General features: G+C 65.9%; 21 protein-coding genes. 7 read left to right on the top strand and 14 right to left on the bottom strand.

The annotated features are described in order from the left end of the window. Positions 1-30: 30 nt before the first annotated feature. Positions 31-1,221, bottom strand: coding sequence for an amidohydrolase family protein (locus tag BST13_RS11370; RefSeq protein WP_083163762.1), 1,191 nt, complete (start codon positions 1,219-1,221; stop codon positions 31-33). Positions 1,222-1,256: 35 nt separating this feature from the next. Beyond that, entirely contained in the window at positions 1,257-2,834 is a 1,578-nt protein-coding gene (locus tag BST13_RS11365) for an AMP-binding protein (protein ID WP_083163913.1), read from the bottom strand. A 57-nt stretch (positions 2,835-2,891) separates the two neighbouring features. Between BST13_RS11365 and BST13_RS11360 the strand changes: the two genes are divergently transcribed. From BST13_RS11360 to BST13_RS11350, 3 genes are all read left to right on the top strand, one after another. Next, a complete protein-coding gene (locus BST13_RS11360; RefSeq protein ID WP_083163759.1) occupies positions 2,892-3,608 on the top strand; it encodes an enoyl-CoA hydratase/isomerase family protein in 717 nt (238 codons plus the stop codon). A gap of 90 nt (positions 3,609-3,698) precedes the next feature. Beyond that, the gene (locus BST13_RS11355) at positions 3,699-4,130 is read left to right on the top strand and encodes a Zn-ribbon domain-containing OB-fold protein (protein ID WP_425437006.1); all 432 of its coding nucleotides are present in this window, start codon (positions 3,699-3,701) and stop codon (positions 4,128-4,130) included. After that, positions 4,127-5,272, top strand: a complete 1,146-nt coding sequence (locus tag BST13_RS11350; protein ID WP_083163754.1) for a thiolase family protein — start codon at positions 4,127-4,129, stop codon at positions 5,270-5,272. The genes BST13_RS11355 and BST13_RS11350 overlap by 4 nt, the downstream gene beginning before the upstream one ends. A 130-nt stretch (positions 5,273-5,402) precedes the next feature. On the opposite strand, the gene BST13_RS11345 is transcribed toward BST13_RS11350, so the two are convergent. Further along, complete coding sequence (locus BST13_RS11345) at positions 5,403-6,008, bottom strand: TetR/AcrR family transcriptional regulator (RefSeq protein WP_083163751.1); 606 nt, start codon at positions 6,006-6,008, stop codon at positions 5,403-5,405. 186 nt (positions 6,009-6,194) lie between these two features. On the opposite strand from BST13_RS11345, the gene BST13_RS11340 reads away from it, so the two are divergent. From BST13_RS11340 to BST13_RS11330, 3 genes are all read left to right on the top strand, one after another. Continuing rightward, positions 6,195-7,487, top strand: coding sequence for a cytochrome P450 (locus BST13_RS11340; protein ID WP_083163749.1), 1,293 nt, complete (start codon positions 6,195-6,197; stop codon positions 7,485-7,487). Positions 7,488-7,633: 146 nt separating this feature from the next. Continuing rightward, positions 7,634-8,104, top strand: coding sequence for a hypothetical protein (locus BST13_RS11335; protein WP_083163911.1), 471 nt, complete (start codon positions 7,634-7,636; stop codon positions 8,102-8,104). A gap of 2 nt (positions 8,105-8,106) precedes the next feature. Continuing rightward, entirely contained in the window at positions 8,107-8,523 is a 417-nt protein-coding gene (locus tag BST13_RS11330) for a hypothetical protein (protein WP_083163746.1), read from the top strand. Positions 8,524-8,533: 10 nt separating this feature from the next. On the opposite strand, the gene BST13_RS11325 is transcribed toward BST13_RS11330, so the two are convergent. Continuing rightward, a complete protein-coding gene (locus tag BST13_RS11325; RefSeq protein ID WP_211296064.1) occupies positions 8,534-8,920 on the bottom strand; it encodes a hypothetical protein in 387 nt (128 codons plus the stop codon). 149 nt (positions 8,921-9,069) lie between these two features. Between BST13_RS11325 and BST13_RS11320 the strand changes: the two genes are divergently transcribed. Then, entirely contained in the window at positions 9,070-9,579 is a 510-nt protein-coding gene (locus tag BST13_RS11320) for an Rv2253/PknI dimerization domain-containing protein (RefSeq protein ID WP_083163744.1), read from the top strand. Between the two features lie 23 nt (positions 9,580-9,602). On the opposite strand, the gene BST13_RS11315 is transcribed toward BST13_RS11320, so the two are convergent. The 10 genes from BST13_RS11315 to BST13_RS11270 all read right to left on the bottom strand — a co-directional run bounded on the left by BST13_RS11315 (position 9,603) and on the right by BST13_RS11270 (position 22,278). Continuing rightward, positions 9,603-11,333, bottom strand: a complete 1,731-nt coding sequence (locus BST13_RS11315) for an MCE family protein (RefSeq protein ID WP_083163741.1) — start codon at positions 11,331-11,333, stop codon at positions 9,603-9,605. Next, positions 11,333-12,649 (bottom strand): MCE family protein, encoded by a 1,317-nt coding sequence (locus BST13_RS11310; protein WP_083163739.1) that lies wholly within the window; start codon positions 12,647-12,649, stop codon positions 11,333-11,335. Before BST13_RS11310 ends, BST13_RS11315 begins: the two co-directional genes overlap by 1 nt. Next, positions 12,646-14,121: an MCE family protein gene (locus BST13_RS11305; RefSeq protein WP_083163736.1), complete on the bottom strand. Its 1,476-nt coding sequence runs from the start codon at positions 14,119-14,121 to the stop codon at positions 12,646-12,648. The genes BST13_RS11310 and BST13_RS11305 overlap by 4 nt, the downstream gene beginning before the upstream one ends. Beyond that, on the bottom strand, positions 14,121-15,203 hold the full coding sequence (locus BST13_RS11300) for an MCE family protein (RefSeq protein WP_083163734.1): 1,083 nt from the start codon (positions 15,201-15,203) through the stop codon (positions 14,121-14,123). Before BST13_RS11300 ends, BST13_RS11305 begins: the two co-directional genes overlap by 1 nt. Further along, the gene (locus BST13_RS11295; RefSeq protein ID WP_083163731.1) at positions 15,203-16,228 is read right to left on the bottom strand and encodes an MCE family protein; all 1,026 of its coding nucleotides are present in this window, start codon (positions 16,226-16,228) and stop codon (positions 15,203-15,205) included. The genes BST13_RS11300 and BST13_RS11295 overlap by 1 nt, the downstream gene beginning before the upstream one ends. Then, positions 16,225-17,502 (bottom strand): MCE family protein, encoded by a 1,278-nt coding sequence (locus BST13_RS11290; protein ID WP_083163729.1) that lies wholly within the window; start codon positions 17,500-17,502, stop codon positions 16,225-16,227. The genes BST13_RS11295 and BST13_RS11290 overlap by 4 nt, the downstream gene beginning before the upstream one ends. 9 nt (positions 17,503-17,511) lie before the next feature. Beyond that, positions 17,512-18,369 (bottom strand): MlaE family ABC transporter permease, encoded by an 858-nt coding sequence (locus BST13_RS11285; protein WP_083163726.1) that lies wholly within the window; start codon positions 18,367-18,369, stop codon positions 17,512-17,514. A gap of 16 nt (positions 18,370-18,385) precedes the next feature. Next, positions 18,386-19,183 carry an MlaE family ABC transporter permease gene (locus BST13_RS11280; RefSeq protein ID WP_083163724.1) on the bottom strand — a complete coding sequence of 266 codons (798 nt, stop codon included), beginning with the start codon at positions 19,181-19,183 and terminating at the stop codon, positions 18,386-18,388. Positions 19,184-19,540: 357 nt separating this feature from the next. Continuing rightward, positions 19,541-20,749 (bottom strand): CaiB/BaiF CoA transferase family protein, encoded by a 1,209-nt coding sequence (locus tag BST13_RS11275; RefSeq protein ID WP_083163721.1) that lies wholly within the window; start codon positions 20,747-20,749, stop codon positions 19,541-19,543. A gap of 56 nt (positions 20,750-20,805) precedes the next feature. Continuing rightward, positions 20,806-22,278: an aldehyde dehydrogenase family protein gene (locus BST13_RS11270; protein ID WP_083163907.1), complete on the bottom strand. Its 1,473-nt coding sequence runs from the start codon at positions 22,276-22,278 to the stop codon at positions 20,806-20,808. Positions 22,279-22,336 lie beyond the last annotated feature (58 nt).

Below are 22,336 nucleotides of genomic sequence, written 5' to 3'. Positions count from 1 at the left end.
CGCCCTTGAACGTCACAGCGCGGCTTTGTGTCACACCGTGACTAGGCGGCCGAGGTTGCCACCCATGATCTTGGCCTGGTCCTCCATCGACAGGTGCTCGAGTGCGGTCACGTAGTGCGTCGGCTCGGCGAGGCCCTCGGGATGCGGCCAGTCCGACCCGTAGAGCACCTGGTCCACCCCGATGAGGTTGATCAGATCGTCGATGCCCTCCTCGTAGAACGGGCTGACGAAGATGCGGTTCTTGATCTCCTCCATCGGGTTGCCCAAGAACGCCTCGGGCGCCTTCTTGTACACCTCGGTCATCGAATCGAGCAGGGGGAACATCCATTTCGAGCCGGCCTCGACGATCCCAACCTTGAGCTTCGGGAAGCGGAAGAGCGCGCCGTGGATGACCCACGAGGCGACCGCATCCTGGATCGGGCGCCATTCGTTGAGGATCGACATGGCATTGGTCTGGAAGGGCAGCATCTCCTGTGCGGCGCCGTCCCATTCGGAGGTGTAGCGCGAGTAACCGCTGTCGGATGAGTGCATGCCGACGAACACGTCGTATTCGACGCACTTCTGCCAGAACGGGTCGAACTCGGGCAGCGCGAAGGACCGCGGGCCACGGAAGCCGGGCACCGGCGCAGGCCGGACCAGGATGGCGCGCGCCCCGCGCTTCACGGCCCACTCGAGTTCCTCGATGGCCTTCTCCACGATCGGCAGCGTGATGACCGGCGTGGTGAAGATGCGGTTCTTGTAGTTGAAGCCCCAGACCTCGTCGAGCCACTGGTTGAGTGAGTGGATCAGGACGTGGATGGCGATCGGATCGTCGCGCAGCCGCTCTTCGATGAGGCTGGCCAGGGTCGGGAACATCAGCGAGCGATCCACGCCCAGCTGGTCCATCAGCTCGAGGCGCGGCGCCGGCTCGAAGAACGCCGGGATGGACTTCATCGGTTCGCCGAACAGCTCACGCTTGCTCTTGCCGTCGGGGTTGCCGAACTTGAAGTACTCCTCCCACGCCCCTGGCTTGGCGACCACCGAGAACGTCGGGTTGGGGATGTAGTTGCTGATCTGACCCTTGATCGCAATCTTGGTGCGGCCCTTGACCTCGACGTACTGGACGACGTCTTGGTACTCCTTGGGCAGGTAGGTCAGCAACGCCTCTGGCGGCTCATAGAGGTGGTTGTCCGCATCGAACAGCGGAAACGGAATGTCGACGCGGTGCGACAGTTGCCCCATGAAATGCTCCTTTTCGGTTCACGAGAATATTATTCTCACTTTGTGGATGTCGCAATCCCGCCCCTGGCGGCGCTGCACGCGAGCTCGCGCCGGATGACGAACTTCTGCACCTTCCCGCTCGCCGTGCGCGGATAGTCCTGCCCGGCTGGAACCTCGTGAAGCTCCTCCGGCCATTTCTGGCGCGCCACCCCGGCCCGCTCGAAGTGCGTCCGGACCCGGTCCAGCGACGGCATGGCATGCCCGGCCCCGATCCGCAGGACGGCGGCGACGCGTTCGCCGAGTCGGGCGTCGGGTGCGGCCACCACCACCGCCTCGACCACTTCGGGCATCGTCAGCAGCACATCTTCGACCTCGATGGCGCTGATGTTCTCGCCGCCGCGGATGATCAGGTCGGCGGTGCGATCGGTGATGGTCAGATAGCCGTCGTCGTCGAGCACGCCGATGTCCCCGGTGCGGTACCAGCCGTCGGCGTCGAAACACTTGGCCGTCAGCTCGTCGTCGGTGTAGCCCAGGCACAGATCCGGCCCCCGACTGAAGATCTCGCCGTCCGGGCCGAGCCGGATCTCCACTCCGGGCCGCGGGTTGCCGTCGGTGAACAGCCGTTTGGCTTCCGGCGCCGACGGCCCCGAACCGGTGATCGACGGATGCTCGGTGCTGCCGTACGCGCGGAAGACGAACATGCCGAGGTCGGCCAGCCGACGGGTGACCGCGGCCGGCACGGTGGACCCACCCAGCCCGACGGTGGTGAACCGCGACCGGTGCGCCTCGGTGCAGTCCGGGTGGTCGAGCAGGCTGGTGACGAAATACGGCGGCCCGCCGCCGATCGACATCCCCTCGGCGTCAAGGAGTTTGAGCACCTTGCCGGGATCCCACACATCGCACAGGTCGATCGGGGCGCCCTCGAGGACGGGGATCAGAAAGGCGCCGACCATGCCGATGAAGTGCCCGACCGGGGTGGCGGTGAGCTGGCGACCCCGGTTGGGCGGATAGTTCGCCAGCAGCTGACGGGTCTCGAATGCCAACGTCTGATGACTGTGGATGACCCCCTTGGGCGCTCGGGTGGTGCCCGACGTGAAGGCGATGAGCGCGGGCCCGGACGGGTCGGCAGGCAGGGTGGCGGCCATCGGCTCGTCGGCCAGCAGGTCATCGAAACTCTGGTCGCCCACAAGCCCCACGATCGGCACGTCGGCGCACAGGTCGGGCACAAACGTCATGCGGCCGAACTGCTCTGTGGTGATGAAGACCTTCGGTTTCGCGGTCGTCATGATGTGAGCGAGTTCCTTGCGACCGTAGAAATGCACGATCGGTACGGTGACGGCGCCGAGGAACGCCGACGCCCAGAAGGCGGCCGCGGCTTCCATCCAGTTGGGCAGCTGCAATGCCACCACGTCGCCCGGGCCGACGCCGCGTTCGGCCAGGCCCGCGGCCAGTCGCCGGGCGGTGCGTTCGACGTCGGCGAAGGTTCCCGCGTAGGGGCGTATCTCGGAGTGCGCGTGAAAGCCGGCGTCCGGGCTGGCGGCCAAACCTTCGGCCAGCATTTGTCCCAGCGTCTCGGGGCGCCACCACCCTTGCTCGACGTACCGTTTGGTCAGCTCAGCGGGGATGACACGCACGATGGTGATGTTATTCTCACTCAGCGAGAATGCCAATATCAGAACTGGAGAGCGGTTATGGTCGACCTCGACATCGCCGACGGCCTCGCCGTCATCACCATCGACCGGCCGCACGCCCGCAACGCCATATCGCTGGACACCATGGACGAGCTCGACAAGGCACTCGACGGGGCCGCCGAGGCCCGGGCGCTGGTCATCACCGGCGGCGGGGACCGCGCCTTCGTCTCCGGTGGCGATCTCAAGGAGCTCGCCGCACTGCGGACCGAACTCGAAGCGTCACAGATGGCTTGGCGGATGCGCACGATCTGCGATCGCATCGCCGGCTTCCCCGGCCCGGTGATCGCAGCACTCAACGGTCATGCTCTCGGCGGGGGCGCCGAGGTCGCGGTTGCCGCCGACATCCGCATCGCGGCCGATGACATCAGGATCGGCTTCAATCAGGTGTCGCTGGCCATCATGCCGGCCTGGGGCGGCGCCGAACGCCTCGGCGCACTGGTGGGCCGGAGCCGAGCACTGCTGCTGGCCGGAACGGGGCAGGTCCTCGACGCCGACGCGGCACTGCGCATCGGCCTGGTCGACCAGGTGGTGCCGCGGGCCGAGTTCGCCGAGAGTTGGCGCACGACAGCGGCACTGCTGGCGCGCCGACCGGCCGGTGAGATCAAGCGGGTCCTGGGCGGGGTACCGGCTACCGAAGCCGTCAGCGCGTTCGCCCGCCTCTGGGCATCCGACGAGCACTGGACAGCCGCCGAGAACGTCATGAAGAAAGCCAAGTAGGCCCCGGCCAGACGGGGTTCATGTTCAGGCAGCGTATCTGCATACTGTTCTCTCTGGACGAGAATTATATTTCCGGTTATCGTCAGCGACGTGCCAACACAGATTGCTCTCGCGCCGGAGATCTCGACCTGGCCGGAGGCCGACCCGCAGCTGATCGGCAGCCACTGCGCCGACTGCCAGGCCACCACCTTCCCCACCCAGGACCGCTGCCCAAAGTGCAGCGGCGCCAACACTTCCGACCTGCTGCTGCCCCGCCGCGGCACCCTGATCGCGTGGACCACCCAGGGCTTCCCGCCCGGCGCCCCGTACAAAGGTCCGACGGGGAAAGACTTCGTGCCCTTCGGCGTCGGGCTTGTCCGACTCGGCGACATCATCCGCGTAGAAGGCCGGCTCACCGAAAACGACCCGGCCAAACTGCAATTCGGCCAGGACGTCGAACTCACCATGATCCCGTTCACCACCGATGACGACGGCAACGAGGTCGTCACGTTTGCCTTCCGGCCGATCCAGGATCCAGCATGACAAATGACGTAGCCATCATCGGCGTGGGCCTGCACCCCTTCGGCCGCTTCGACAAGACCGCCATGCAGATGGGCGCCGAAGCCATCCAGCTTGCCCTCGACGACGCCGGAATCGCCTGGAAAGACATCCAATTCGGGTTCGGCGGCAGCTACGAGGTGTCCAACCCGGATGCCGTCACCCGTCTCGTGGGCCTGACGGGCATCACGTTCACCAACGTCTTCAACGCGTGCGCCACCGCGGCCAGCGCGATTCAGCAGACCGCCGACACCATTCGGTTGGGCAAGTACGACATCGGTATCGCGATCGGCCTGGACAAGCATCCGCGTGGCGCGTTCACGGACGACCCGGCCAAGCTCGCCCTACCCCAGTGGTACGCCGAGAACGGCCAGTTCGTCACCACCAAGTTCTTCGGCATGAAGGCCAATCACTACATCCACAAACACAACATCTCGCGGGAGACGCTGGCGCGGGTCGCCAACAAGAACTTCCGCAACGGCGCACTCAATCCGAATGCCTTCCGCCGCAAGGAAATTTCCGTCGACGAGATCCTGCACTCGACGGTGCTCAACTACCCGCTCACCCAGTACATGTTCTGCGCGCCCGACGAAGGCGCCGCCGCCGTCGTCATGTGCCGTGCCGATATCGCCCACCGCTATACCGACAAGCCGGTCTATGTGCGGGCCAGTGAGATCCGGACCCGCACGTTCGGGGCATACGAGGTGCACGCCACCTCGGCGCCGCTCGACGAGGATCCGTCGCCGACGGTGTACGCGGCCAAGGCCGCCTACGAGGCGGCCGGTATCGGACCCGAGGATGTCGACATCGCACAGCTACAGGACACCGACGCGGGCGCCGAGGTCATCCACATGGCCGAGACGGGTCTGTGCGCCGACGGCGAACAAGAGAAGCTGCTGGCCGACGGGGCCACCGAGATCCACGGTTCCATCCCGGTCAACACCGACGGCGGCTTGATCGCCAACGGTGAGCCCATCGGCGCGTCGGGCCTGCGTCAGATGCACGAACTGGTGCGGCAATTGCGCGGCGAGGCCGGCGACCGTCAGGTGCCGGGCAGTCCCCGCGTCGGCCTGGCCCAGGTGTACGGCGCACCCGGCACCGCGTCCGCCACCATCCTGTCCCTCTAAGTTCTTCCGCATCCGACGTCAACAGGCCCGGGCACACCTGGACGCAGACGACCTCCGCAGATCTGCAAATGAGGTTCTATAATTCGTAAATGAGATTTCCGGGGTCGCGAGCGCCGATCGGGTGGTGACGTCAGGCGGATGCCTCGACCGGCTGCGGCTCGCCCTCCAGGCGCCGCAGCCAGCCCTCACAGAACTCGATCACCTCGGCGTGGCCCGAGGACATGCCGAGCGCCTGCTCCATGACCATCACCCGGGAGACGCTCGTCGCGAAGATGGTCCAGACGATCGGCGGAACCTCGGACACGTCGACGCCGTAGCGATGCAGCGCAGCCGTCATCGCCTTGGTCTGCTCGTCCCGGAACCGCTCGGCATAGTGCGCGATCTCGGCCCGCAGCGCCTTGCGGTGATTGGCCAGGCCCATGATCTCCATCGTCAGCCGGGTGGCCGCGGGGTCTGTCCCGAACCGCCACAGCGCCCACAACGGCTGAGCGGAATCCAGCGCGCGCGCCTGCTCGACCAGGCCCTCCTCGGCGCGTCTGCGGAACACCGCCAGGAACAGATCGTCCATCGTCCGAAAGTAGTAATGCACCAGCTGCGGCTTGAGACCGGCCTTGTCGGCCACCCGGCGCGAGGTCACCGCGGCGTAGCCCTCCTCGACCATCAGCTGTTCTGCGGCCTCCAGCAGCACGATGCGGTTCTTCGCGTCCGGCGCCCCGATCCTCCGCGCCGATGCCATGCCAGGCTCCTTTCCCACCACACGAAACGGCACGCAAATCGTAACCGCGCCGCGCGGCGTGATCTTGACCACGACTCTATCTCCATGCTAAGCAAGTGCTCAGCACATTTGGCCCATCTCGTCGCGCGGCCCAGCCCGCCGCGAAACCGTCAGCGCGCACATTGATTTCGGGAGGTAGCGCACACCATGGCCGATTCACCGACCACCGACTTCGACACCGTCGACTACTTCACCGACCAATCCCTGGTGCCCGACCCGCATCCGTACTTCGACCATCTGCGCAGCAAATGTCCCGTCGTCCGCGAGCCCCACTACGGCGTCCTGGCCATCACGAGCTTCGACGAGGCCACCACGGTGCTCAAGGACACCGACACCTTCTCGTCGTGCATCTCGGTCGGTGGACCGTTCCCGCCGCTGCCGTTCACGCCAGAAGGTGAGGACATCACCGAGCAGATCGAGGCCCACCGCTCGCAACTGCCGATGTTCGAGCACATGGTCACCATGGATCCCCCACAGCACACCGATGCGCGCTCCCTGCTCAACCGGCTGCTGACGCCGCGGCGGCTCAAGGAGAACGAGGACTTCATGTGGCGGCTCGCCGATGAGTGCCTCGACGATTTCCTCGCCGACGGGCGCTGCGAGTTCCTGTCCGCGTACGCAAAACCGTTCTCGCTGCTGGTGATCGCCGACCTCCTCGGCGTGCCGGAGTCCGACCACGACGAGTTCCGTCAGGTGCTCGGCGCGCCCCGGCCAGGTGCCATCGTCGGTTCACTCGACGGCGATCAACTCGCGATGAACCCCTTGGCGTGGCTCGACGAGAAGTTCGTCGGGTACCTGCAGGATCGGCGGGAGAACCCGCGCGACGACGTGCTGACTGCGCTGGCCACCGCGAAGTACCCGGACGGGTCGACGCCGGAGGTCATCGACGTCGTCCGTTCGGCGACGTTCTTGTTCGCCGCAGGCCAGGAGACCACCACGAAGCTGCTGTCGGCGTCGCTCCGCGTCTTGGGCGACCGCCCTGACGTACAGGCCGCACTGCGCCAGGACCGCAGCCGCATCCCGACGTTCGTCGAGGAGGCGTTGCGGATGGACGCACCCGTCAAGAGTCAGTTCCGGCTCGCCAAGAAGCACACCGAACTCGGCGGGGTCGACGTGCCTGCCGGCACCACGCTGATGGTGTGCCCCGGCGCGGTCAACCGCGATCCGGTGCGGTTCGAGGATCCCCACACGTTCAGCCTCGACCGCAAGAACGTCCGTGAGCACATCGCCTTCGGCCGTGGCGTGCACAGCTGCCCGGGCGGTCCGCTGGCCCGCGTGGAGGGCCGCGTCTCCCTCGAGCGGATCCTCGACCGGATGAGCGAGATCACCATCGACGAGGAGCACCACGGCCCCGCCGACGATCGCCGCTACACCTATGAACCGACCTTCATCCTGCGCGGGCTCACCGCGCTGAACATCAGGTTCACCCCGGTTCACTGACGGTCGGCGGCACGCACCCGTGCTGCTATTCTCATTTGCGAGAATGATGATCTCGCGTGACGAAGACGATATTTCCGGTTTCCGGACACTGGGGCCGGGTCTCGTTCTATAGTCAGCCGAGCAGTGCCGGACGCGTGGAGGAGCCTGTGAAGTCACCTTCGTTGACCACCGTGACGGCCGCAGCGCTGGGCGTGGCAGTCGCGGTCGCCTTGGCTCCCCCGGCTTCGGCCATGTACTACGGCAACTACGTGCTCAACATGCCGGACCGGCGGGACTTCCACACCTGGATCTGGTCGGCCCTGGCTCCGTGCCAGACCCAGGGCGCCCCCGACAGATACAGCTGCATCAGCGTCGTCACAACTCCGCAGCCGGTCGCCAAGGCCGCGTATTCCCATGTGGAGGCGAATCTGTCGGACGGGCGCTACACCATGATCGTCGACGATCCGTTCGGATTGCGTTGCGGGGACATCTATTACGGGCCCACGATCCCCACCCACGATGTCTACACCTGGGATGCGAACACCCTTGCCGGCGATATGGTGTCGACGTTCGACGCCGGGTGCGACGGCGCGCCGGGCGGCACACTGACCTATCCGTTCACGCTGATCAGGATGTGACGATGCGCGCGATATTGGCCGTGACCACAGCGCTCGCGCTCGCCATGGGCGCCACCGCGACACCGGCGTCGGCCGACGACGATCCGGTGCTGCACCATGTCCGCTACACAGTGACCGCGAATGCCCCGTTCTACGCCCACATCTACTACCGCGACACCGATCCGCCGACGTGGTCGGACTACAGCCACAATCCATATGAGTTCAGCCCGCGGGCCGAGGCTGATCTCGCCCCGAACAAGCCCTGGGTGTTCGACGCGATGCTCGCCGATCCGGACCTGTGGGCCATGGTGCTGGCGCAGAGCGGCGAGTCGCCGAATACACCTACGCCTGGCTTCAATTGCGAACTGGCCGTAGACGGTACGGTCGTCAAGACCAGCAGCGGCGCAAAGGGCGTGCTCTGCTCGATTCGCAACTGGTGACCGGAGGCGACTACGCGTCGCCGCGCCGCCAACGCGAATCACCGTTCATCGGTACACAAGTCAGGAACAGGCCGTCAGGAGCCTGGGCCACCTGATCCATCTCGGTCGTGCAGAGGCTGCCCTCGTCACGAATACCGGCCATCGGCGGCGACCGGAACCACCTCGGGTCATACCGTCGCGGCGAACCGCAGAACAGCAGCCGGCCCCATCCGTTGCGACCGTCGACGCCGAAGACGTAATAGGACGTGTTCGCGCATGGCGCCCCGAGTTCGGCATTCCCGTCGATACCCGGCACGCAGAAGGCGTCATTGCATGTTTGTGGCCCCGCATTCGCCTGCGGCGCAGCGATTGTCGCGGCGACAATCGCCGAAGCGGCCGCGATCACGGTCACACGCACGTCTCTACCCTCGCATAGGTGAAAATGAAACTCTCGGTATTCGAGAATATTACTACGCAACGTCTCTGGCGATGAGAGAATGAGCCAGCCTCGATAGTGTTATTCTCGCTCATTGAGAACGTGACTTCCACTGCCAAAGGAGTGGCTCCATGTCGGCGTCGAAGATAAGGGCGACCGTGGCAGTGGTGGCCGCGGCGGCATGGGTCGGCCTCAGCGGGGCCGCACCGGCCGGCGCGTCGGACGATTGGGGCATCAACGGCACGTTCGCCACATCGGACAACGGGGACTGGGCCAAGATCAACGAGCGCTACGAGAACCAGCCATCGGTTCGGAGCACCTGGACCGTGAGCACGTCGTGCACCTCGCCCACCGACTGCGCGGGCACGGTCAGCAGCGACGCGGGCTGGACCGCCCCCATCTACACCACGAATGGCCTGTGGTACGTCAAACGCGTTGTGCCCCAGTGGCGATTCTGCGCCGACGGCACCCCCATCGAGGGGCTGGAGACCCACAAGCTGTATCCCGTCGGCGCCGACGCACATGTGGACCTCGCATCCACCGAGTACGCCGGGGAGAGCATCACCGTCGGCGCCAGCGGCTCGTGTGGCCGCAACCAGTGGCCGGTGATCCGGATGCCGTTCTACATGAAGAAGCTCTGACACCAGAAGCGCTCGGCCACTGATCAATTGGGCATGAGGTCCTGCCACGACTTCGGTGTCGTGGCGAGGTTGGCCTGCTGGTACAGCTTGCCGTCGCTGCCCATGTACTGACCGGTGCGCGGGTCGTACTTGGCGATCGCCACCGACGGGCCCGCTGGGCTGCCGTGGAATGCACTCGGTGCTGCGGCCGGGGCGCTGCCGTCGGGTTGTTCCGGCCCGGGCAACGCAGGTCCGTGCGGCACCGGGACCTCGGAGGCCTCGGGACGCTGCGCAGGGGCCAGCGGAACCGCATTCGGGTCAGGCGCAGGCGGTGCAGGTTGCCCCGGCACCGGAGGCTCGGTGTAGATCGGCTGACCGGGCAACAACGGACCCGGGGGCATGCCGGGGAAGCTGGCCGGCGGCTGCGCCTGCGGCGCGGCGCCGGGAGGCGGCGCGGAAACTCCGGGCGGCAGTGGCGTGCCCCCCAGCGGCCCGAAGATGTTGTTGTCGGGCAACACCCGCTGATCCAGCGGAATACCCTGCGATACCAGGTTCGGGTCGATCGGATAGGGGCCGAGCGCGTGTTGCCGCTGCGCAAGGGGCTGGAATCCCCTTGGATCGTCACACAATTCGACGGTCGGCGCCCGTTTGCCCGGGTGTCCCATGCACGGGTAGTTACGTGCGCCGCGCACACCGATCGGGGAATCCTGCGGGAGCTTGCAATAGATGTTGTCCGGGGTGTCGATCACCGAGGTATCCGACGGTGACCGCCATGCTGACGGCGGAAGGAATCCGACGGTACAGGCCGGGGGGTCGCCGAGGCCCAGCGAGAAGTCGCCGTTGGGCAGACCCGTTGGACTGTTGGTCGGCGCATAAGTCTGTATCTGGGCGACGTACGGCGGCAGTAGCACCAGGATCTGCTCGAGCGACGGGTTGTAGGTCACCGCGATCTGACCGAAGGTGGACAGGTTCGCCAACAGCACCGGCAGTGTCGGCTTGATCTGCTGCAGCAATTGCGATGTCTCGCTGGCGAATCCCGGACCGTTGCGCAAGATCGACCGGAACTGCGGGTCATTGTTGGAAACCTGATCGGTCACGCCGGCCAGGCTCGCCGCCCACGTCCGGATCGAATCGGTGGTCTGGGCTTGCGCGTCGAGGAACGGACCGGAGTCGTCGATCAACGTGCGTGTGTGGTCCGAAACCGCGTTGGCGTCCCGGGTGATGGTCGACGCCGAATCCAGCAGCGAGCCGAAGTCGTATCCGGTGCCGTTGAACGCGTTGAATGACTCATCGAGCAACTGGCTCAGCTTGTCCTTGGGAATGGTGTCCACCAGAGCGCTGAGCTGATCGAGCATCGGGCCGACCTGCTGCGGAATCGTGGTGTCGGACATGGCGACAACCGATCCGTCCTGAAGGTAGGGTGGTGAGTCCGTGCGCGGCAGCAGGTCGATGTACTGCTCCCCCACCGCCGACATGCTGCGGACCTGTGCCTGCAGGTCGGCAGGCACCTTGGGCGACCGGTCCAGTGACAACGTGGCCACCGCACCCTTGTCGGTCAGATCGACCGACGTGACCTTGCCGATCTGGGAGCCACGGTAGGTGACATTGCTGAACTGATAGAGCCCCCCGGTGGCCGGCAGTTCCACCTTGACGGTGATCCGGCCGAGGCCCACCAGCGTGGGCACCTGCATGTAGGCGAACAGCATCACCGCGACCCCCACGATCGAGGCAACCGTGAAGAGGACCAGCTGGGTACGGACGAAACGTGTGAGCATCAGTGCCCCCCATAAGGTCCGGCGAATATCGGAGCCGGTGTGCCCGGTGCCGGCGCCGTGTCCGGAGCCGGGGCACCGGGGATCGGCAGCGGCGCGGGCGGCGCCACCGGCAGGATCGGTCCGGTCGCGGCAGGCGGCGGTAGTGGTGGCGGCGCTTCGCCGGGCGGCGGCGCGTCCGGTGCCGGCGGGAAGGCCCCCGGCGGTGGCGGGTTCAACCCGGTCTTGAGCGGATCGTAGGTGTAGTTCAGATATTGCGGATCACCCGGCGCCGGAACCAGTCCCGCATCCTCCTGCGCCCAGCGCGTGCCCAACATCAGGGTGTGCTTCAGCCGCGGGACGGTGAGGTCGATGGTGGCGAACAGGTTGTAGTAGTCGCCACGGATGGCCCGGTCCATGAAGCTCTGGGTGAACGGGAAGTGCACCGCGTACTCCAGGACCGCAGCGAGGTCGGGGCCGACGTCGGCCAGCGCTTTGAACGCCGGTTCCATGTTCTTCAGATTCGCGACCAGGTCGGCCTGCGAATCGTTGACGAATCGGTTTGCGGTGTCGCTGAACGTCCCCAGTTTCTGCAATGCCGTCGTGAGCCGGGGCCGTTCCCTGATCAGCACGTCGAGAGCCGGTGGAATCTTGTCCAGTGCCCGGGTGATGACGTCGCGCTGACCGGCGAACGTCGTCGCCAACCGGTTGAGCCCCTGGATGCTCGCGACGATGTTGTCCCGCTGGGCATCCAGGGTGCCGACGAACGTGTCGAGTCGCGTGATGAGTGAACGGATGTCGCCTTCCCGGCCGTCCAGCGCGGCACTGAAGTTGTGGATGACATCGCCGACCTGCCCGAGCCCGCCGCCGTTGACCACTGCGGCGAGCGACCCAAGGGTCTGCTCGGTGGTCGGATAGGTCGACGAGTCGTTCAACGGAATGGTCGCTCCTGCAGGGAGTTTGCCTTCCGGCGCTTGGCCCACCGGCGGATTGATGGCCAGGTGCATCGAGCCCAGCAGACTGGTCTGCCCGATGCTGGCGATGGCGTTGGCGGGTATCACCGTGCCCGGCTGCACCGAGAACTCGACGTCGGCGTGCCAGTTGCTGACCCCCAGGGAGCGCACGCTGCCGATCACGACATCATTCATCATGACCGGTGAGTTCGGTTCCAGCGTGGCAACATTCGCGATTTCGACGTGGTAGACGGTGGCTTCGGAGCCTCGCCCGACCGCACCCGGCAACGGCAGCGAGTTGACGCCCTGGAAGGCGCAGCCGCTCGCGGTCAACGCGACGCATGACCCGACGGCAATCGCCAGCCGTACCGGTTTTGCCCTGCTCATGCTGGTGGCGTCCCTTCTGCGGGTTGCGGCGCTTCCGCAGGCAGCGGCGCTCCGGTCGGCGGGTTCGCAGGGCCGGGAGCCGGCCCTGTCGTGGCACCGTCTGGGGGGCCTGCCGGGGTGAGCATGTCCCGCACGGAGGACGGCACGCTGGGCTGCTCGACAGGACGCCCTTCGGGCAGCATCTGCTGCGCGCCGGGCGGCGGCGTCCCTGGCGGCCTGCCCGTATACGGTGCCGGCGGAGGCGGACCCGGGTTGTACGCCGAGAGCGTCGGCGGCGCCTCCGGCGCGGTGGGCGCCCCGCCGTCGCCGCCGGGTGCCAGCCCAGGCTCGGAATAGAGGATGTTCGCGGGGTTGGCCGACGGCATCAGGTACGGCGAGATCGGGAACGGCAGGTAGTTGAAGTTCAGCAACCGCAGGGCCGGTCCCATGTACTGCGAACAGAGTTTTGCGGTCTCCGGTGCGGTCGTGTTCTCGACGGCTCCGATTGCGCCGCAGATGAACTGCACCGGGTTGGAGAAGTTGTTCAGCACGAACTGGCCCACCGCGCTGCCGGTGTCCGGGTTGTAGATGTTGTAGCCGTTGATGAACGCGTTCGGCGCGATGTGCAGGATGTTCTCGACGTCGATCTTGTGGTCGACGAGGTTCTGCGTCACGTTGGCCAGGCGCTGGACCTGCTCGGAGGTCTGGTTGCGGGTACCTGCGACGAACCGCTGCACCTCGACGACCGCGACCGACAGGTTCTTCAGCGCCGCGTCGAGGTCGGACCGGCTGCCGTCGATGACGCTGGTGAGGGTGGCCAGCCGGTTCTGGAACGACACCACCTGCTCGTTGCTGTCGCGCAGTGCGGTGACGAATGTCTGCAGGTTCTTGATGATGTCGACGATGTTGCCGCTGCCCTCGGCCAGGATGCGCGCGACGCCGGAGAGCTGAGTTATGGTCTGGCGCAACTTGTCTCCGTTGCCGTCCATCGCATTGGCGGCGCTGTCGATGAACCGGGACACCGACGTGCCGTCGACCCCGCTCTTGGGACCCAGGTCCGTGGCCAGCCGCATGAGCTGCTCTTTGACCTGGTCCCATTCCACGGGCACGGCGGTGTGGTCCAGGCCGATCACCGCGTTGTCAGGCAGCGTCGGGCCGCTCGAGCGGTAGGCCGGCGCCAGTTGCACGTACCGCGCGGCGACCAGGTTCTGCGCGACGATCACAGCCTTGGCGTCGGCAGGCACCGGCACATCGCGGTCGACCCTGAGCGTCAGCCTGGTTTGCGTGCCCTCGGGTGCGATCGACGCGATCGTGCCCACCTTGACTCCGGACACCCGCACGTCGTCACCCGGGTAGATGCCCGTTGCCGACGTGAACAGTGCCGATATGGTCTTCGGGGCGAAATACAGCTGACGGACCAGGAATCCGGCGCCGACGACGAGCAACGCCACCAGCGCCACCGCCAGGAGCTTCGCCATCCCGTTGCGGTTCATCAGCGTGACCCTCCCGGAATCCCGTTGTACGGCAGCGGCAATTCGGCTCGTGGCCCGGCGTTGTCCGGTGGTTGACCGGCATTGACGCCGCGCCGGAACCCGAACGCGTAGTCGAGGAACGGCTGCATCAGCTGGGCCGGTTGCAGATTGGGCACATACGCGTTGTAATACGGCCCGTTGGCCAGGGTTTCGCCCTGCGACAGCATGAACTTCTTGATGTTGGGCAGCGCCTTGGCGATGTTGTCCCGGTTGTTCTCCAGCACCGCGGTCACCCGGTTGAGCCGTTCCAGTGTCGGTGCCAGTTGTGCCTCGTTGTCGGCCACCAAACCGGTGAGTTGTTGGGACACCGCGGCGGTATTGGCCAGCAGGTCCACGATGGCCTCACGACGTTCGTTGAGGACGCCCACCAGGTCGTTGGCGTTGAGGATCAGGGTGTTGAGCTGATCGCTGCGCTGCGCCAGCACGGTGGTGACGTCGCCGGCGCTCTTGAGCAGCGCGGACAGACTCTCGTTGCGGCTGTTGATCGAACGCGAGAGGCGGCTCAGGCCGTCGAAGGTGGGACCCAGCCGGGGGGCCAGTTGGTCGATGGTCGCCGAAAGGGTGTCCAGCGACTGGTTCAGCGATGCCGTGTCGGTGCCTGCCGAATTGGTCGTCAGATCGCTGACGGCATCGGTCAGGGAGTATGGCGAGGACGTGCGTGAGGTCGGGATCACGTCCGTGGTACACAATGTCCCGCTGCCGTCGGACTCCAGGGTCAGCACGCGCTCGCCCAGCAGCGAGCCGGTGCGGATGTGCGCTGTGGTCAGCGACCCCAGCGGGTACTTGCCGTCGGTGGTGAAGGTGACGAGGGCATCTCCGTTGCGCAGCGACACATCGGTGACCTTGCCGACCTTGATGCCCGACAACGTGACGTCGTTGCCGACCGCGATGCCGCCGCCCTCGGTGAACAGCGCCTGATGACGCAACGACGTGGCCCACTGCAGCAACCTTTCCGGCTGCAGCCCGACCGCAATGACGAGAATGATCAGCACAGTGCCGATGAAGCCGGCCTTGACGAGATTCGATTCGCGGTACTTCAGCATCAGGGCTCCCCGCACCTTCCGCCTTCTTGTTTGATCATGGGGAACACCGCGGTGCGGCCCTGCAGATCGGTGACCCGCAGCGAGATTCCGCAGATGTAGTACATGATCCAGCTGCCGTATGAGCCCAGCCGCGCAAGCTTGCGGTAGTTGTCGGGAGCTTTCTGCAACCCACTGTCCAGCGTCGCCTTCTGGTCGTCGAGAAGGGTGGCCACCCGGTTGAGCTGCTCGACGCTGCCCTTCAGCGGCGGGCGGGCCTGCGTGAGCAGGCTCGCGATCGACGCGGTCCCGTTGTCCAGTGATGTGATGGCGGTGCCGATCGGATCACGGTCCTGCGAGAGCCCGCTGACCAACTGCTCGAGCCGGTCGATCGTGGTGGAGAACTTGCCGCCGTCCTTGCCGAGCGTCCCCACCACGGTGTTGAGATTGTCGATCAGCTGTTGGATCACCTGATCGTTGTCCGCCAACGTGTTCGAGAACGACGAGGTCCGGTTCATCAGCGAGTCCAGCGAATCGCCCTGGCCCTGCAGGATCTGGATCAACGACGATGTCAGCGCGTTGACGTCCTGGGGATTGAGGCCCTGGATCACCGGACGCAGGCCGCCCAGCAGCAGGTCGAGGTCGAGCGCACTTGCGGTGCGGTCCTTCGGGATCTGAGAGCCGGCCGGCAGCAACTTGGTCGAGCCGGGACTGTCCATCAGCTCCAGATAGCGGTCACCGACGAGGTTGAGATACCGCACCGCGGCCTTGGTTCCGGTGGTCAGCGCGATGTTGCGGTCGGCTTCGAACTCGACGCGGACCGACCGGTCCGGCTGCAGCGAAACGTCTTTCACCGTTCCGACCCGCACACCTGCGACCCGCACGGTGTCACCGCCTTTCAGGCGCGACGCGTCGCCGAACACCGCCGAATAGGTGTTGTAGGAACCGCCGCGGTACTGCGAGAACGTCATGAACAGAAACGCGGTGAGCACCGCCATCACCACGGCGAAGACAGCGAACTTGATGAAAGTGCTTCTGCCGCGCGTCATCCCGGCTGTCCGATCTGTGCGGTGTTGCGCGGTGGCCCGTCCAGCGGGCCGAAGAGGATCTGTTTGAGGCCGTCGGAGTTGAGCAGGATCCCCTGGTTTCCGTACTGCCAGGGATTGGCGTTGGTGTCGGTGACGAGGTACTTCGCCCTGTTGCCGAACCCGATGTAGGGCAACCCCATGCAGTTCGGACCGCCCTTGGCCGCCACCTTGGGCAGGTTCTGCGGGTACCGGTACCGCTCGATGCCGAGCGTGAACGCCACGTTGACCAGCACACCCGGATCCATCTGGGGCGGCTGCAACCGCATGAAGTTCATGCCTTCGAGCGCACAATTGAGGCTGGGCGCGTATTTGTCGAGCAGCTCTGTCGTCGGTACCAGCAGGTGCAGCACATCGGTCAGCGCGGGACGGTTGGCGCCGACGACGTCGTTGCCGACGTCGGCCAGGCCGATCGAACTGACCAGGAACGCATCGAGATTCGTCTGCTCGTCGACGATGCTGTCGCTGATGCGGTTGGTGTTGTCGACGGTGCGCACGAGGTTCGGTGCAGCGTCGCCGTAGGCATTGGCCACCGGGGCCATCGACTCGATGTCATGGGACATGTTGGGCAGGCTGGGCTCAAGCTTGGCCAGCAGCGCCTCGAAGTCCGTCAGCGTCTGCCCCATCTGCTTGCCCCGGCCACCGAAGGCCGCCGACATGGCGCCGAGGGTTTCGTTGAGCTTGGCCGGGTCGATCTTGTCCAGCACCCGGGTGAGTTGTTGGAACACCGTGTTGATCTCGACCGTGACGTGCTGCCCCTGCAGCACATGCCCTGGGCGCAACGTGTCGGTGGAGGAGTTCGGCGGCACGACCAGTTGCACGTACTTGGCGCCGAACACTGTGGTGGAGGCGATGTCCGCCTGAACATCCTGCGGGATGAGGCGCAGCTGCGTTGGATCCATCGCCAGATGCAGCACAGCTTTGCCGTCGGACCGGTAGTCGATCGAGGCGACCTTTCCGACCTGCACGCCACGCATCTTGACCTTGGCGTCGGGGTTCATCACCAGCCCGGCCCGGTCCGAGATCAGGGTGATCGGCTCGGTCGTGGTGAAGCTGCCCCGGAACATGCCGATGGCCACGAGCACCACCAGGCCCAGGGCCACCACGGTGGCCAGACCGGCCAGCGGGCGGACGTGGCCGCCGACGCCGAAGCTGCGTCCGGGACGCGCCGCCACCGGCGTTGCCGCACTGGTGGTTTCGGACCGGTGCGCCGGGCCCGGGCCGATGTTCTGTGTCAACTCTTCTCCCTATCCCGACAGGTTGAAGTTGCCGTTGGAGCCGTAGATGGCCAGTGAGATGAGCAGCGTCACGGACACCACGATGATCAGCGAGGTGCGTACCGCATTGCCCACGGCGACACCGACACCCGACGGGCCGCCGCTGGCGAAGTATCCGAAGTAGGTGTGGATCAACAGGATCGTGATGGCCATCAGGATCGCTTGAAGGAACGACCACAGCAGGTCGATCGGATTCAGGAAGGTGTAGAAATAGTGGTCGTACAGGCCGCCCGACTGGCCGAGCAACACCACCGTGGTGAACTGAGATGCCAAGAACGACAGGATGACCGCGATCGAGTACAGCGGGGTGATGGCGACCATGCCTGCCACGATGCGCGTCGAGACCAGGTATTCCACGGGCCGGATCGCCATCGCCTCCAGCGCGTCGATCTCCTCGTTGATCCGCATCGCCCCCAGCTGCGCGGTGACCCCGGCACCGAAGGTGGCCGCCAACCCGATGCCTGCGACCACGGGGGCGGCGATGCGCACATTGATGAAAGCCGCCAAGAATCCGGTGAGTGCTTCGATGCCGATGTTGCCCAATGACGAGTAGCCCTGGATGGCCAGCGTCCCGCCGGTGGCCAGGGTGAGGAACCCGACGATCACCACCGTGCCGCCGATCATCGCCAACGTGCCCGCGCCCATGGAGATTTCGGCGATCAGCCGGATCACCTCATGGCGGTAGTGCAACGCCGCATGCGGAGTTCCGGCAATGGCCTTGAGGTAGAACAACGTGTGATCGCCGATGCGCCCAAGTAGCGACACGGGCTTGTTCATCTGGCGGGTCAACCGCGGATACGTGCTCCGCAGAATCGTCAACGTCCCCATGGCGTCCCTGCCCGCCTCAGTGCGCCGTCATGCGGATACCGATGGCGGTGACCACCACGTTGATGACGAACAAGGCCATGAATGCGTACACCACTGTCTCGTTGACCGCGTTCCCCACCGCCTTGGCGCCACCGCCGGTGATCGTCAACCCGCGGTAGCAGGCGACCAGTCCGGCGATCAAACCGAACAGCGCTGCCTTGACGCACGAGATGATCACTTCGGGCACACCCGTCAGCAGGGTGATCCCGGCCGCGAACGCACCCGGGTTGACGTCCTGGATGAACACCGAAAACGTGTAGCCGCCCAGGATTCCGATGATCACCACCAGGCTGTTGAGCAGCAGGGCCACCAGGCCCGAGGCCAGGATTCGCGGGGTCACCAACCGCTGCACCGGATTGATCCCGAGCACCTCCATGGCGTCGATCTCTTCCCGGATGGTCCGCGAACCCAGGTCGGCACACATCGCCGTGGCGCCTGCTCCGGCGACGATCAACACTGTGACCATCGGCCCGATCTGGGTCACCGCACCGAACGCCGCACCGGCGCCGGACAGGTCGGCAGCACCGAGTTCACGCAACAGGATGTTGAGGGTGAAACTCACCAGGACCGTGAACGGGATCGCCACCAACAGCGTGGGAGCCATCGACACCCGGGTGATGAACCAGCACTGCTCCAGGAACTCGCGGCCCTGGAACGGACGGCGGAACGTGAAGCGGATCGCGTCCAGCGACATCGAGAACAATGCTCCGACTGCCTGCATCGGGCCCGCCAGGCTGCGGCCCAGCGATATGCCCGACGACCATCTATCTGCCATGTGCCCTCCGGTCCCGGATCGCCACTGTCGACATCACGGTCGGGCCACCAGCGTTGTGTGACAAGCCGATTCGTGCACCGCCGGGAGGAGCGGAGACGAATTCAGCTGTCTCCCAACGGATATTTCCAACACGCGCGCACCGATCGACACTGCCCATAGCGGTGCCGGCAGGCGCCGGACGCGCGTGTCGTTCACATCGGATCACCTGTGTCTCCCCACTTGCGACGGTGATACCGGACAAACTCGCTTACTCGACCGCAACCAAAGGGCCGATGCTATCGGACCATGCCGGTGCGGCAGGGCCAAACACGGCACGTGGATCCCGATGGGCGCGAGATGAGGCATGGTGTCCGCCGCTCAGGTGACGGCGCCGGCCGTCTTGAGCTCGATGATGCGGTCCCAGTCCAGTCCCAGTTCGACGAGGATCTCATCGGTCTGCTCGGCGAACCCGGGCGCAGGCCCCGTGCTGGGCGCGGCGACATCGAACTGCACCGGGTTCGCGACGAGCTCCAGTTCGCCGGCCTGCACCAGGTACTCGTTGGCCCGGATCTGCGCGTCCTGCGCGGCCTGCAGGGTGTCCTGCACCGGGGCCCACGGCCCGGCCAAGGTCGCGAAGCGCTCGCTCCATTCCGGAAGCGTCCGCTTCTTCATTGCCTCACTGAGGATCTCGACGGCAACCGGGGTGTTCTCCGCGAACGATTCGGGCGTCGCGAATCGGGGATCGTCGAGATAGCGCTCGAGGTCCATGTGCCGGCACACGTCGGCCCAGAACTTCGTCGGCTGCATCATCACGAACGAGATGTAACGGCCGTCCGCGGTCGCGTAGAGCCCCACCAGCGGATTGATCGGCGAGCCGTGCACGCCCGGAGGTGGTTGCACCATCAGCTGATTGAGGTGGCCGGTGAGCGCGAACGTGTGGCCCATGGACCACAGTCCACTGCCCAGCAGTGAGACGTCCACGATCGACGGCTCGCCGGTGCGTTCCCGTTTGAGAAGCGCTGCCGCAATACCGCCGGCCAGGTTGGTGCCCGAGATGGTGTCGCCGTACGCGGGGCCTGGCGGCCCGATCATGCCTTCGATCCCCGGTGGGGTGATGGTCGCCGCGGTACCGGCCCGACACCAGAAGGCGGTCATGTCGTAACCGCCCTTCACCGATTCCTCACCGCGAGGCCCCAGCGCGCTGCCGCGCGCGTAGATGATCTTCGGGTTCACCGCGCGGATGTCGTCGACATCGATGCCGAACTTCTGCCGGTGCCCGGGCAGGAAGCTGGTCAGGAACACATCGGCCCGGCGCGCCAGCTCCAGCAGGACCTCACGACCTTCGGGCACCGACATGTCCAGCCCGATGCTGCGTTTGCCGCGGTTGGCGTGCTCGATGTTGGGATTCGGGTCGCCTTCCACGCGCAGCGGCCCGGTCTGGCGCAGCCCGCGCTGCGGGTCGCCGGTGACGGCGTGTTCGACCTTGATGACATCGGCACCCCACTCGCCGAGCACCGCGCCTGCCGATGGCACGAAGCCGTACATGGCGACCTCGAGGACCCGGATGCCATCCAGAGGGCCGGTCATTTCCCCGTCGCTCCGCTCGCCCCCGGTCATTTCCCCGTCGCTCCGCTCGCCCCCGGTCACGACACCACCGTCGCGAACGTCTTCGACTCCAGGAACTCCTCGAGCCCGGCGCGGCCCATCTCCCGGCCGATGCCGGATTGTTTGAAGCCGCCGAACGGACTGTCCGGGCTGAAGTAGTTGCCGCCGTTGATCGAAAACGTTCCGGTACGGATGCGACGCGCCATGGCGAGGGCGCGCTCTTCGCTGCCGAACACTGCGCCGGACAAACCGTATATCGAGTTGTTGGCGATGCGCACCGCGTCGTCGTCGTCTTCGTAGGCGATGACCGCAAGGACGGGTCCGAAGACTTCCTCCTGCGCGATCTCGCTGTCGGGATCGACGTCGGCCAGCAGGGTCGGCGTGTAGAAGAAGCCGGGGTCGACCTTTTCGCCACCGGTCACCAACGTCGCTCCGGCCGCGACGGCGCGCTGGACCATGCCGTCGACCTTGTCGCGCTGTTTCTCGCTGATCAGCGGTCCCATGTAGGTCTTCGGGTCGGTCGGATCTCCGAAACGGACCAAGCCGAAGTTGTTCTTGATCAGCTCGACGATCTCGTCGCGATGCTTGGCGGGCACCAGCAGGCGCGAGGTCAGCGCGCAGCCCTGGCCGGCATGCGTCACCATGCTGAACGCGGAAAACAGTGCGGCGGTGTTGAAGTCGGCATCGTCGAGGATGATCGCCGCCGACTTGCCGCCGAGCTCGAGGAACACCTTCTTGAGCGTCGCGCTCGCCGCGGCCATGATGGCGCGCCCAGTGGGCGTCGAACCGGTGAAGGTGACCATGTCGACGGCCGGATCGGTGGTGAGCACTGCGCCCACCGCCGGATCGGCGCCGCTGATGACGTTGACGACGCCGGCTGGGATATCGGTGTGAGCGGCGATCAGCTCGCCGAGCGCCAGCGTGATCAGCGGGGTGTCAGGGGCGGCCTTGAGCACCACGGTGCAGCCCGCGGCCAGTGCCGGGGCCAGCTTGGCCAGCGCCAGTTGGTTCGGATAGTTGTAGGCGATGATGGCCGCCACCACCCCGGCGGCTTCTTTTTCCACCCACCGGTGGTGCTGCATGCCGCGGCTGGAGATGTTGCCGAGGTCTTCGGTCAGCGGGTAGCTCGCCAGGAGTTCGGCGTAGTACCGCACGATGTCGATGGGCTGGTCGAGTTGCGCACCGGCGCACAGCGCGGCCGTCGCACCCACCTCTGCCGTGGTGAGGGCGGCGAGTTCGTCACGGTGGTCGATCAGGGCTTGATGAAACTGTTGGAGACAGCGCACGCGCAGCGCGGTATCGGTCGCCCACTCCGTGGTGTCGAAGGCTTGCCGCGCGGCGGCGACGGCGGCTTCGGCATCCGCGACGGTGGCGTCGGGTGCGTAGCCGAGCACCTCACCGGTCGCAGGGTTGACGGAAGGAAACGTCCGCGGCGTCTCGCGCAGTTCACCGCCGATCAACATCTTCCGGTCGGCCTGCTTGGTATCCGTGATCGTGGGCGTTTCCTGCATCATCCTCCTCGCCGATTTACACACTGTGACGGAAACTTCATTCTCATCACCGGCGAAT

The organism is Mycobacterium aquaticum, from assembly GCF_002086485.1.
GTDB lineage: Bacteria > Actinomycetota > Actinomycetes > Mycobacteriales > Mycobacteriaceae > Mycobacterium > Mycobacterium aquaticum.
Note: the sequence above shows the minus strand (reverse complement) of the source record. Positions and strands in the feature narration are given on the sequence as shown.

What these genes read in the sequence shown, in the direction of transcription:
- BST13_RS11270 (WP_083163907.1), bottom strand. Translation starts at nt 22,278, where the DNA reads ATGCAGGAAACGCCCACGATCACGGATACCAAGCAGGCCGACCGGAAG.
- BST13_RS11345 (WP_083163751.1), bottom strand. Translation starts at nt 6,008, where the DNA reads ATGGCATCGGCGCGGAGGATCGGGGCGCCGGACGCGAAGAACCGCATC.
- BST13_RS11370 (WP_083163762.1), bottom strand. Translation starts at nt 1,221, where the DNA reads ATGGGGCAACTGTCGCACCGCGTCGACATTCCGTTTCCGCTGTTCGAT.
- BST13_RS11285 (WP_083163726.1), bottom strand. Translation starts at nt 18,369, where the DNA reads ATGGGGACGTTGACGATTCTGCGGAGCACGTATCCGCGGTTGACCCGC.
- BST13_RS11280 (WP_083163724.1), bottom strand. Translation starts at nt 19,183, where the DNA reads ATGGCAGATAGATGGTCGTCGGGCATATCGCTGGGCCGCAGCCTGGCG.
- BST13_RS11305 (WP_083163736.1), bottom strand. Translation starts at nt 14,121, where the DNA reads ATGAACCGCAACGGGATGGCGAAGCTCCTGGCGGTGGCGCTGGTGGCG.
- BST13_RS11295 (WP_083163731.1), bottom strand. Translation starts at nt 16,228, where the DNA reads ATGACGCGCGGCAGAAGCACTTTCATCAAGTTCGCTGTCTTCGCCGTG.
- BST13_RS11350 (WP_083163754.1), top strand. Translation starts at nt 4,127, where the DNA reads ATGACAAATGACGTAGCCATCATCGGCGTGGGCCTGCACCCCTTCGGC.
- BST13_RS11320 (WP_083163744.1), top strand. Translation starts at nt 9,070, where the DNA reads ATGTCGGCGTCGAAGATAAGGGCGACCGTGGCAGTGGTGGCCGCGGCG.
- BST13_RS11340 (WP_083163749.1), top strand. Translation starts at nt 6,195, where the DNA reads ATGGCCGATTCACCGACCACCGACTTCGACACCGTCGACTACTTCACC.
- BST13_RS11360 (WP_083163759.1), top strand. Translation starts at nt 2,892, where the DNA reads ATGGTCGACCTCGACATCGCCGACGGCCTCGCCGTCATCACCATCGAC.
- BST13_RS11300 (WP_083163734.1), bottom strand. Translation starts at nt 15,203, where the DNA reads ATGCTGAAGTACCGCGAATCGAATCTCGTCAAGGCCGGCTTCATCGGC.
- BST13_RS11275 (WP_083163721.1), bottom strand. Translation starts at nt 20,749, where the DNA reads ATGACCGGCCCTCTGGATGGCATCCGGGTCCTCGAGGTCGCCATGTAC.
- BST13_RS11310 (WP_083163739.1), bottom strand. Translation starts at nt 12,649, where the DNA reads ATGAGCAGGGCAAAACCGGTACGGCTGGCGATTGCCGTCGGGTCATGC.
- BST13_RS11330 (WP_083163746.1), top strand. Translation starts at nt 8,107, where the DNA reads ATGCGCGCGATATTGGCCGTGACCACAGCGCTCGCGCTCGCCATGGGC.
- BST13_RS11315 (WP_083163741.1), bottom strand. Translation starts at nt 11,333, where the DNA reads ATGCTCACACGTTTCGTCCGTACCCAGCTGGTCCTCTTCACGGTTGCC.